The organism is Pseudomonas sp. SDO5532_S415 (assembly GCF_054071155.1).
The window spans coordinates 1-11,056 of the sequence record NZ_JBSVWS010000181.1 but is presented as its reverse complement, the minus strand read 5'-3'; the positions used below and the strand labels follow the sequence as shown (position 1 = coordinate 11,056).

Genomic DNA, 11,056 nt, shown 5'->3' with positions numbered 1-11,056 from the left:
TGCTCGAGAGGGGGGCGTTTCAGTCGACATCAATGTTGATTGATAAATCGCCTTCGCGAGCAGGCTCGCTCCCACAATTGGATGTTCGCTTGGGCTTTTGATCACCGAAGAAACGGATATGTACACCAACCCACCTGAATCGGACGATTCAGGTGGGTTCATGTGCGACAGGAACTTACTACTTCAGGATCAGCAGCGGCGTATCTTTCTTGACGATGTAGGTCGCCAGTTCCGAAGCCTTTTCCTTGCCGATGTTCTTCGCGACATGGGCGGTGCCGGCCGGGATGTACAGGGATTCGCCCGCCTTGAGGATGACGTTTGGCTGACCTTCGAGTTCGTACTCGAACGTCCCTTCAATCACATAGGCCACTTCAACGCCAGGGTGCGAGTGTTTCGGCGATACGACGCCCGGTTCGAAATCGACCCGCACCTGAATGACTTCACGGCCTTCTACATCAAGATCGCGGCGCACCAGGTCGGTACGGCTGATGCCTGTCTGCCAACTCTTGGCAGGGGCCTGGCCGGCGTTGGCGGCTGGTTTGGTTTCCTGGGCCTGGGACAGGCCGGCGAACGCGGTCAGTGTCGCGGCGACGAAGGCAGCGCCGAGCAAGGTGGCGGTTTTGGACTTGTTATTTCGGGACATCGCAGTTCTCCAATGAGCGCGGGGTAAAAAGCGCGCGGGGTGCTTTGTGGGCAGTGCCGTTGTGGGCAGCTCCATTACGCGGTCGCCGTGTATCGCGTTCGTGTCGCGCAGGGCCTGTTTTTGTATGCGCAAGTAGCTGTCGGCAAAGGAGATACGTTCAGATACACAGGCCCGGTTCGTCGCCTGACATTATTTCTGCTTTTCGCTGATACCTTTTTCGCTGTCGTTCGGTGTGTAGGGGAATTCTCATTTTTCCTTTGCATCCACAGGCATGCCGCATGACATCCAGATCGCCGCAGTACCTTTCCAGCGTCCGTCCCGCCCGCCTCCCCTTGAGCGCTTTGAGCCTGGCCATCGCGCTGACCGCCATGGGTCCGGTTCACAGTGCCCTGGCTGCCGACACCACGCAAAGCGCGGCCACGCGCAGCTACGCCATCGGCGCGGGTTCTTTGGCCAGTGTGTTGGCGCAATTCGCGGCACAATCGGGGGTGCTGCTGTCGTTCGATGCCAACCTGCTCAATGATCAACAAAGCGCCGGTCTGCAAGGCAACTACAGTGTGCAGTCGGGTTTCGCCCGGTTGTTGCAGGGCAGCGGGTATTCGCTGATCAACACCGGTGCCGACAGCTACACGGTGGCACCGCAGGTCGACAGCGGCGCGGCATTGGAGCTGGGTGCGACCACGGTGAACGGCGTGAACACCGCAGCGGCCGATACCTATGCCGGCGGCCAGGTGGCGCGGTCGGCGCGCCTGGGGGTATTGGGCAATCGCGACATCAATGACGTGCCGTTCAGCGTGGTCAGCTACACCGCCAAGACCATCGAGGATCAGCAGGCGCGCACCGTGGGCGATGTGCTGCTCAACGATGCCTCGGTGCGCCAGTCCGCCGGCTTCGGCAACTTCTCACAGGTGTTCACCATTCGCGGGTTGCCGCTGACCACCGACGACATTTCGTTCAATGGCCTGTACGGCGTGTTGCCAAGGCAGATCATCACCACCGAGGCGCTGGAGCGGGTCGAGCTGTTCAAGGGCCCGAACGCTTTCATCAATGGTGTGGCACCGTCCGGCAGCGGCATTGGCGGCAGCGTCAACCTGGTACCCAAACGCGCCCAGGACACCCCGACCCGCAGCGTAACCCTGGACTACGCCAGTGACAGCCAGGTCGGCGGGCACATCGACCTCGGTCAGCGCTTTGGCGAAGACAACCGTTTCGGCGCCCGGGTCAACCTCGCCAATCACGGTGGCGACACCGCCGTCGATGATGAATCCGAACACTCGCAACTGGTCGCCGTCGGCCTGGATTATCGCGGCGAACGCCTGCGGGTCTCCACCGACCTGGGCTATCAGAAACAGCGCATCAACAATGGTCGTTCCGTGGTCTATCCCAACGGCACCAAGGTCCCGCATGCGCCGTCGGCCAAGGACAACTACGCCCAGGACTGGACCTGGTCGGAGCTGGAAGACACCTACGGGATGGTCAACGCCGAGTACGACCTCAACGACAACTGGACTGCTTACGCCGGTGGTGGCGCCAAGCACACCCGGGAAAACGGTCAGTATTCCTCGCTGTATGTCGGCAACGACGGCAGCGGTAAGGTCGGCTTTCTCTATTCGCCCCATGACGAAGACAACAAAAGCGCGATCGCCGGGGTGAACGGCCACTTCACTACCGGCCCGGTCACGCACCAGATGAACTTCGGCTTGTCCGGCACCTGGGGCGAACAGCGCTCGGCGTTCGAAGCGATCCTGGTGGCCAACCGCCCGAACGGCAACCTGTACAACCCGGTGCAAGTGCCGCGCCCGACCAATACCTATTTCGGCAGCGATATCCATGACCCGCGCATCGTCGGCAAAACCCGGGTCAAGAGCGCCGCTGTTTCCGACACCCTGGGCTTCATTGATGATCGCGTGTTGCTGACCCTCGGCGTGCGCCGCCAGACCCTCGAAGCCGATGCGTGGAACACCACCAGCGGCGCGCGCACTGCCAATTACGAAGAGTCAATCACCACGCCGGTCTACGGCCTGGTCATCAAACCGTGGGAGCATGTGTCGTTCTACGCCAACCGCATCGAAGGCCTGCAACAAGGCCCGACCGCGCCGACCACCGGGGTCACCAACCCCGGCGAAGTGTTCGCCCCCAACCGCAGCAAACAGACAGAGGCCGGGGTCAAGCTCGACTGGAACAGTTTCGGCGCGACGCTGGGCGTGTACCGCATCGAGATGCCGAACAGCTCGACCTCGACCGCGGCCGGCGCGCGTCTGCCAACCTTCAGCGTCGACGGCGAGCAAGTGAACAAGGGTGTGGAACTGAACGTGTTCGGCGAACCGCTGGATGGCTTGCGCGTGCTGGCCGGGGCGACCTGGATGGACACCGAACAGAAGAAAACCTCCAACGGCCTCAATGACGGCAATCGTGCTGCCGGCGTGCCGCGCTTCCAGTACAACCTGGGCGCGGACTGGGACGTTCCGGGCATTCAGGGTGCAGCGCTCAACGGGCGCCTGTTGCGCACCGGAGGTGAATACGTGAACGCGTCCAACACCCTGAGCATCCCGGCCTGGACCCGCGTCGACCTCGGCGCCCGCTATGGCTTCAAGGCCGACGACAAGTACATCACCCTGCGCGCCAACGTCGAAAACGTGGCGAACAAGGCGTACTGGTCTTCGGCCTCGACGGCCAACAACTACCTGACCCAGGGTGAGCCCCGGACGCTGAAATTGTCGGCGACCGTGGACTTTTAAGCGTTATCCCCTCCCTCGCCGCGGCCGATCACGGGCATGATCGGTCGCCGGTTCACACGCCCTGACGACGCTTGCGGAACTCGGCAACCTTATGCCGGTTACCGCACAGCGCCATGCTGCACCAGCGCCGTTTATGGGCTTTGGTACGGTCATAAAACATCAGTGAACACTCCGCGCTTTCGCATTTACGCACCAGGTTGAAATCGCCTTCGGCCAGCAACTCGGCGGCGGCGTAGGCCAGCCTGCTCAGCTGCTGGCTCATCAAGTCCGGTTGATGGAAGCGATCCAGCTCGGGCGATCCGGGCTGCTGCCACACCAGCTGAGGCACAGCGCCGAGCAGGAACCTGTTCAGCGCCGCCGGATCCGCCGAACGGTTTTCGCGACGGGCAACGATCAGGCTTTCGATGCTTTCGCGCAGCGCCCGCAGTTCACCGAGCAAGCGACCGTCGCCAGTTTCCACACCCAGGCCCAAGCCGGTCTGCTCCAGCCATTGGGCGGCCTGCGCGTCGTTCTGCAGAAGGTCGCGTTTTTGCCCTTCGACCATCATCTGCGTGTTCAACAAGTCCAGCGCCGAATGATCGGCCAGGACAAAGGGTGAAGGCAGATCAGGCATTACGTCGGTGACAGTCATGGAATTCATCCCGGGCATCAATGCAGCAATTGTAACCTATAAAATTAATTTGACCAGTTACAAAAGCTGTGCACAATAAAGCTCAGTAACCGTAATAATCACATTTAATCAGTTACAGGAGTGCCAGCCATGTCATCGCCCCAACCTACCCGCGTTGCCTACAAATTCGTCGAAGCCGACGGTGTCCGGGTTTTCTATCGCGAAGCCGGCGCGGCGGATGCACCGGTGTTGCTGCTGTTGCACGGTTTCCCCAGTTCGTCCCATCAGTTCCGCGACCTGATCCCGCTGCTGGCCGACAAATACCGCCTGATTGCGCCGGATCTGCCGGGGTTCGGCTTCACCGAGGTTCCGGCCGAGCGCGACTACGTCTACACCTTCGACGCCATCGGCAATACCCTTGAGGCGTTCGTCGATGCGCTCGATCTCAAGCGTTACGCCCTGTACGTCTTCGATTACGGTGCGCCGACAGGTCTGCGTCTGGCACTGGCTCACCCTGAGCGGGTCAGCGCGATCATTTCCCAGAACGGCAATGCTTACCTGGAAGGTCTGGGTGAGGCCTGGGCACCGATCCGCCAGTACTGGGCTGATCCATCGAGCGAAAATCGCCAGGTGATTAAGGATGCCATCCTGCATCTGGAAGGCACCCGCTGGCAGTACGCGGAAGGCGTGAGCAACCCGGACGCCATCGCTCCCGAGGCGTATTACCTCGATGCCCTGCTACTGGAGCGCCCGGGGAACAAGGACATCCAGCTCGATCTGTTCTATGACTATCAGTACAACCTGAAGCTGTATCCGGCGTTTCAGCAGTTCTTCCGTGATGCCCGGGTGCCAACGTTGGCCATCTGGGGTAAAGGCGATCCGTTCTTCATTCCACCGGGGGCCGAGGCTTTCAAGCGCGACAATCCGAATGCGGTTGTCGAGTTGCTGGACACCGGACACTTTGCGCTGGAGACCCACGTCGAACACATTGCCCGGCGGATCGTTGAGGTGTTGGGGACGGCGATTGACTGATCCGGCAACGGTGGGAGCGAGCCTGCTCGCGAATAGCCTGAGTGATTCAGGCTTCCCGCGTCATCGTTGACCACCTTCGCGAGCAGGCTCGCTCCCACAGGAGATTGGTGTCAGGCGTTCATTTCGGCGGCGAGCAAATTCACCAGTGCCGCCGCCGGCATTTCCCGGGCCAGAGGTGCGCCCTGCCCGGCCCATTGCACGGCGAATTCGCTGTCGGCCTTGGCCGCTGCGGCGGCGTTCAGCGCTTTGTTGGCGTCGTAGGCGATCGGATAGTCGGGCAACGCCGGGGCATTGGCCTCAAGGCTGGTGAAGTTACGATTGACCATACCCCGGGCAGGACGACCGGAGATAACGCTGGTGACCTGGGTCCGATGCGCGCGCGGGCCTTTCAGGGCTTCGCGATAGGCAGCGCTGGCGGAGGATTCGGGGCACAGAATGAACGCCGTGCCCAACTGTGCGGCGCCTGCGCCCAGTTGCAGGGCGGCCTTGATGCCGGCGCCGTCCATGATGCCGCCCGCCGCGATCACCGGCAGCCGGCAGGCATCGGCCAGCACGCGCACCAGGGCGAAGGTACCCATCTCGCTGTCCTGTTGCGGATCGAACACGCCTCGATGTCCTCCGGCTTCGTAACCTTGTGCCACCAGCGCATGCACACCGGCACGTTCTGCCTGTTGCGCTTCAGCCAGGCTGGTCACGGAACACAGCAGGACGATGCCGGCGTCCTTGAGCGCATCGATGGCCGATTGTGGCGGCAAACCGAAATGGAAGCTGACGACGGCGGGTTGTTCTTCCAGCAGCATCTGCAACATGCCTTCGTCTTCAACGAACGAGGTGTAGATCTCTCGCAATGACGTTGGCGCAGCGGCGTCGAATTCTGCAAAAAATGGCGCAAGGAAATTCAGCCATTGGCTTTCGCGCACGCTGTCCTGCACCGCAGGCGCGTGGCAGAACAGGTTCACATTGAAGGGCTTGTCCGTCAGTGCAGCCGTCTCGCGCAACATGGCCCGCGCCTGTTCGACGTTGCTCGCGCCGATGCCGATGGAACCGAGCCCGCCGGCGTTGGACACCGCTGCCGCGAGTTTGGGGGTAGAGACACCCACCATCGGCGACTGGATGATCGGCAGTTCGATGTTCAGAAGGGACAACAGAGGATTGGACATGTCAGCACCTGAATGTGATGAGTAAAAAAACTAAAGCTCCCCGGTCAGAAATTGCGCCCGACCACGACCGAACGACCAGTCGGCATCCGTGTTTTCTACCAGCGAAACGATCAGATCATCCGGGGACAAATCGCAGTCGGTTTGCAGCCGCTCGGCCAACAAGCGGTAGAACGCAATTTTCTGTGCCTGTGAACGCGGTCGGGAAATCATCGTCAGCAACACCACGTTGCCCGAACGGGTGTACCCCAGCCCCGTGTCATGCAGTATCAACTCCCCCGGACGGTGCTGGGTGACGCTTTGGTAACGATCACTGGCGGGCACGTCGAAAGCCTCGACCATGGCCTGATGCGTCCCATCCAGCAGGGCCTTGAGTTGTTCGTCGCTGCGACCCTGGATGATGTCGAACTTGAGCAATGGCATGACGATTCACCTCTGTAAAAAACCGGGAGCGAGGAGCTCGCCCCCCCGGGAAATACGGAATGCGTGCCAGCCCGCGCCAACACGCTCTCCCCACCCGAAAAACGACAATGCTTATTTGGAAGTCGGCATGGCGAACTCGGCGCCCTTGGCAATGCTGTTCGGCCAGCGCTGCATGATCGACTTCTGCCTGGTGTAGAAACGCACACCCTCTTCGCCATAGGCGTGCATGTCACCGAACAGCGAACGCTTCCAGCCACCGAACCCGTGCCACGCCATCGGCACCGGAATCGGCACGTTGATGCCGACCATGCCCACCTGGATGCGGCTGGCGAATTCCCGGGCGATGTGACCATCGCGGGTGTAGCACGCGGTGCCGTTGCCGAACTCATGGGAGTTGACCAGATCGACCGCCTCGGCAAAATCCTTGACCCGCATGCACGCCAGCACCGGACCGAAGATTTCTTCCTTATAGATCTTCATTTCGGGGGTGACGTGATCGAACACCGTGCCACCGAGCCAGAAGCCCTCGGCGCAACCAGCGCCTGCCTGCGAGCCGTCAAAGCCACGGCCGTCGACCAGCAGCTCGGCGCCTTCGGCGATGCCTTGTTCGATGTAACCGGTGATGCGCTGGTGGGCCACTTGCGAAACGATCGGGCCCATCTCGGCGGCCAGGTTCATGCCCTCGAGGATCTTCAGTGTGCGGGTACGCTCCACCAGTTTCGGCATCACCTTGTCGGCGACATCACCGACGAACACCGCCACCGAAATCGCCATGCAACGCTCGCCGGCGGAACCGAAAGCCGCGCCGATCAACGCGTCGACCACCTGATCGATATCAGCGTCGGGCATCACCACCATGTGGTTCTTCGCTCCGCCCAGCGCCTGCACGCGCTTGCCGTGGCGGGCACCGGTCTCGTAGATGTAGTTGGCGATCGGCGTCGAACCGACAAAGCTCACGGCCTGGACTTGCGGGTGATCAAGCAGCGCATCCACCGCTTCCTTGTCGCCCTGCACCACGTTGAATACGCCGTCGGGCAACCCGGCCTCCTTGAACAGTTCGGCGATCAGCAGCGAGGGCGACGGATCGATCGGGCTCGGCTTGAGCACGAAGGTATTACCGCAGGCGATGGCCACCGGGAACATCCACATTGGCACCATCACCGGGAAGTTGAACGGCGTGATGCCGGCCACCACACCCAGGGCCTGGCGCAGGGTCCAGTTGTCGATATTGGTCGAGACCTGCTCGGTGTAGTCACCCTTGAGCAGTTGCGGAATGCCGCAGGCGAACTCGACCACTTCGATACCGCGGGTCACTTCGCCCTGGGCATCGGTGAACACCTTGCCGTGTTCGCGGGTGATCATCTGCGCCAGGGTATCGCGGTGCTCGTTGAGCAACGCCAGGAACTTGAACAGGATGCGCGCGCGGCGCAGTGGCGGCGTCGCCGACCAGGCCGGGAACGCGGCCGCGGCCGACTGCACCGCTGCGTCGACTTCAGAGACATTGGCCAAAGCCACCTTGCCGGTGACCGCACCGGTGGCCGGGTTGGTGACGTTCTGCGCGCGACCGGAATTGCCCGGTGTCGCGCGGCCGTGAATGTAGTGTGCGATGTCTGCTGGCTGGTTGCTCATGGCGGGTGTCCCCTGGTGGTGGATAAGAGCCATCTCTTTTTGTTGTCGGGAAAGTGCCAGGCGGATGTGGATGCGTCTGGCAGAGCCAAGGTAGGTTGGACGCTTGATCATGTAAAATGATGATTAATGATCTTATGGATCACAAATCATGAACTAGTGTTTTGCGGTGCCTGATAGCGGTCGCCTGGGAACTTCAAGGGGGAGGTCAGGTCGATAGGAGCGCCTTCATCCGTGAACGCAGGGCAATGGAAAGCCTGTGGAGTGACAGTGCCATCCTGAACCAGCCGAGTCCGTCCCTGATGCCAACCAAGAGTGTTCTGCCCGGTCTCCTCCTGGCGTTGTACGCTGCCGCGTCGCCTGGCTCGTTCGCAGCCGAGCGAAAAGCCACCCCCCAAAGCAACAACGCATCAACCACCCTGATTGAATCCGCCTCGCAGCAGTATGCTGAAGGTCACCTGGACCAGGCCGCCGCCACGCTGGAGCGTGCGCTGCATATCCAGCCGAACAATCCCGCGACCCTGCATTACCTCGGCGTGCTGCGTCTTCAGCAGGGACAGTACCAGCAGGCTGAAGCGCTGGCGGCGCGCTCCAACATACGGGTTGGCAACAACACCGCGTTGCGCAATCGCAACCTCCAATTGATCCAGGCCGCGCAGAAGGCCCAGGGGTCAAACAGCCCACCCACTGCCGACGAGCGCCTTGTTGCGGTACAGCAGGGGTTGGAGGAAGAGGTTAAAAGGCGCCGGGAAGCAGAGGTTGCGCAAGAGCGTTTGCAATTGGCGTCCGTTAACCCGGAGCCCGCGCATGACGAGGTTGAGATTCCTCGCGGCCATTGGCCGCCTCCAGGTAAATGTCGAATCTGGTTCCCTGATCGCCCGCCCGGGCATCAACCCCCACCCCGCAAATGCAAGAAGCTACGGGATCGGGTTCCGTTCGGTGCCTACTTGATACAAGGTTGAGACCCTGTAGGAGCTGCCGAAGGCTGCGATCTTTTGGGGCCGCTTCGCGGCCCGACGGGAGCAAGCTCCCTCGCCACAGATGGACGTGTTTGATTCCGCATTTAAGCGGAGTCAGGAAGCGCGCTTTTGAAGATACTTCGCCCGCTCGGACAGGCGTCGCTTCCAGTCTTCGGCCAGGCCACGGGTGGCCGCCAGTGCCAGCAGGTCGTCGATCAGCGGCCGGTGCGACAACTGCACCTGCCAGAACTGGTCGATGGAAAACCGTTCGGTGTGCCGATCCAGCAGTTCGATCCGGTCCCCCGCTTGCAGGAAACCCGGCTGAACAACGCGGTAATACCAACCGGTGATGCGCTCCCTGGCGACGAACATCGACATGTGCTCGGCATTAAAGCGGTGGTTGATCTTCCAGCACGGGCTGCGTGGCTGGGACACCTGCAACACCGTGCTGCCGACCTGGAACACATCGCCGATATGCACGTTGCATTCAGATAAACCATCCGCCGAAATGTTCTCGCCCAGGCTGCCCGCCACCAGTTGCGGGGCACTGTCGGCAAAGGCCTCTGCGAGTCGGTGATAGTTCTGCGCGGCGTACTGATGCACCGCCTTTTCCGGACCGCCGTGCACCCGAGTGTCGCCATGCTGGTCACCGACAATCCCGTGCAGTGCCAAGCGGACGGGGCCTTCGTGGCGCTGCTTGAAGATGCCCGTGCGTTGCCCCTCGGGCTGCAACACCCCCAGGCCGCCGGCGAAGACGTGGTCGATTTTCGTAGTCAGTGTCATCAGTCGAACGGCGCTCATTATTCGGTTTGGGCCACTTTACTAACCCCTGTCGACAGCCGTAAAGTGATCGTTAAATATAGCCATAATCACTTTTAGAGATAGATGGTGACGATCATGGAAATGCGCCAACTGAAGATTTTCTGCGCCGTGGCCGAGCTGGGCAGCTTCACCGCCGCGGCGTTGCAGGTAAACACGGTGCAGTCCAACGTGACCATGCGCGTGAAAGAGCTGGAAGCCGAACTCAATCGCGAGCTGTTCATCCGCAAGAAGTCCGGGGTCGTGCTGACATCGGCGGGCGAGACCTTCCTCGGTTATGCGCGGCGCATCCTGCAGCTGACCGACGAGAGCCGCAGCGCCTTGATGGACACCGGCAGCCCGACGGGTCTGCTGCGGCTGGGCTCGATGGAAACCACCGCCGCCATCCGCTTGCCGCAAGTGCTGACCAAGTACCGCGAGCAATATCCCGAGGTGCAGCTGTCATTGCTGACCGGCACCACGGTCGAACTGATCAAGGCGATTGAAGCCCATCGACTGGACGGCGCCTTCGTTGGCGGCTTCCACCAGAATTCGGCACTGGCCCAGGAAGAAGTGTTTTGCGAAGAACTGGTGCTGGTGAGCAGTAACCAGTTCGAATCGCTGCCGGCGCTGATGGATAAGATGCCTCAGCAAACGGTGCTGGTGTTCCGCACGGGCTGCTTCTATCGCTCGACCCTGGAAAACTGGTTCTACCAGGTCGGGCTGGTGCCTAATCAGATCATGGAACTGGGTACCCTCGACGGCATCCTGTCGTGCGTCGCGGCGGGCATGGGCGTGACCCTGCTACCCAAGGCCATCGCGGAAAACTGCAGCGTGCGCCATGCCATTCGCTGGCACACGCTGCCGCCGGAATTCGCCAACGTCTCGACCGTGTTCATCCGTCGCAACGACTCGATGATCACCTCGGCGATGAGTGCGTTCATTGGATTGGCGCAGCAGCAGATTACGCGGCCGGCGGTGGCTTGAACTACACCGGCAACCCCTGTGGGAGCGAGCCTGCTCGCGAAAGCGTCGGGTCAGTCAACATCAATGCTGAATGTGCCGCCGCC

At 61.3% G+C, this 11,056-nt stretch carries 10 protein-coding genes; 4 read left to right on the top strand and 6 right to left on the bottom strand.

From position 1 onward, the window contains the following. Nucleotides 1–178: 178 nt before the first annotated feature. Nucleotides 179–643: a cupin domain-containing protein gene (locus tag ACW9HW_RS25880; protein WP_095195116.1), complete on the bottom strand. Its 465-nt coding sequence runs from the start codon at nucleotides 641–643 to the stop codon at nucleotides 179–181. A 278-nt stretch (nucleotides 644–921) separates the two neighbouring features. Here ACW9HW_RS25880 and ACW9HW_RS25875 point away from each other — a divergent pair, with 278 nt between their 5' ends. Further along, nucleotides 922–3,381 carry a TonB-dependent siderophore receptor gene (locus ACW9HW_RS25875; protein WP_457402123.1) on the top strand — a complete coding sequence of 820 codons (2,460 nt, stop codon included), beginning with the start codon at nucleotides 922–924 and terminating at the stop codon, nucleotides 3,379–3,381. 52 nt (nucleotides 3,382–3,433) lie between these two features. Here ACW9HW_RS25875 and ACW9HW_RS25870 read toward each other — a convergent pair whose 3' ends face one another. After that, nucleotides 3,434–4,012 (bottom strand): CGNR zinc finger domain-containing protein, encoded by a 579-nt coding sequence (locus tag ACW9HW_RS25870; RefSeq protein WP_457402121.1) that lies wholly within the window; start codon nucleotides 4,010–4,012, stop codon nucleotides 3,434–3,436. Nucleotides 4,013–4,141: 129 nt separating this feature from the next. On the opposite strand from ACW9HW_RS25870, the gene ACW9HW_RS25865 reads away from it, so the two are divergent. After that, entirely contained in the window at nucleotides 4,142–5,023 is an 882-nt protein-coding gene (locus tag ACW9HW_RS25865; protein ID WP_457402119.1) for an alpha/beta fold hydrolase, read from the top strand. A gap of 110 nt (nucleotides 5,024–5,133) precedes the next feature. On the opposite strand, the gene ACW9HW_RS25860 is transcribed toward ACW9HW_RS25865, so the two are convergent. The 3 genes from ACW9HW_RS25860 to ACW9HW_RS25850 form a co-directional block, all read right to left on the bottom strand. Beyond that, nucleotides 5,134–6,183 (bottom strand): NAD(P)H-dependent flavin oxidoreductase, encoded by a 1,050-nt coding sequence (locus tag ACW9HW_RS25860; protein WP_457402117.1) that lies wholly within the window; start codon nucleotides 6,181–6,183, stop codon nucleotides 5,134–5,136. Nucleotides 6,184–6,213: 30 nt separating this feature from the next. Continuing rightward, nucleotides 6,214–6,603, bottom strand: a complete 390-nt coding sequence (locus tag ACW9HW_RS25855; RefSeq protein ID WP_457402115.1) for a tautomerase family protein — start codon at nucleotides 6,601–6,603, stop codon at nucleotides 6,214–6,216. A gap of 111 nt (nucleotides 6,604–6,714) precedes the next feature. Continuing rightward, nucleotides 6,715–8,232: a CoA-acylating methylmalonate-semialdehyde dehydrogenase gene (locus ACW9HW_RS25850; RefSeq protein WP_095195121.1), complete on the bottom strand. Its 1,518-nt coding sequence runs from the start codon at nucleotides 8,230–8,232 to the stop codon at nucleotides 6,715–6,717. 299 nt (nucleotides 8,233–8,531) lie between these two features. Here ACW9HW_RS25850 and ACW9HW_RS25845 point away from each other — a divergent pair, with 299 nt between their 5' ends. After that, on the top strand, nucleotides 8,532–9,191 hold the full coding sequence (locus ACW9HW_RS25845; RefSeq protein WP_457402125.1) for a tetratricopeptide repeat protein: 660 nt from the start codon (nucleotides 8,532–8,534) through the stop codon (nucleotides 9,189–9,191). A 111-nt stretch (nucleotides 9,192–9,302) separates the two neighbouring features. On the opposite strand, the gene ACW9HW_RS25840 is transcribed toward ACW9HW_RS25845, so the two are convergent. Then, nucleotides 9,303–9,971, bottom strand: coding sequence for an MOSC domain-containing protein (locus tag ACW9HW_RS25840; RefSeq protein ID WP_457402113.1), 669 nt, complete (start codon nucleotides 9,969–9,971; stop codon nucleotides 9,303–9,305). Between the two features lie 114 nt (nucleotides 9,972–10,085). Here ACW9HW_RS25840 and ACW9HW_RS25835 point away from each other — a divergent pair, with 114 nt between their 5' ends. Next, a complete protein-coding gene (locus tag ACW9HW_RS25835) occupies nucleotides 10,086–10,973 on the top strand; it encodes a LysR family transcriptional regulator (protein WP_095193689.1) in 888 nt (295 codons plus the stop codon). Nucleotides 10,974–11,056: the final 83 nt, after the last annotated feature.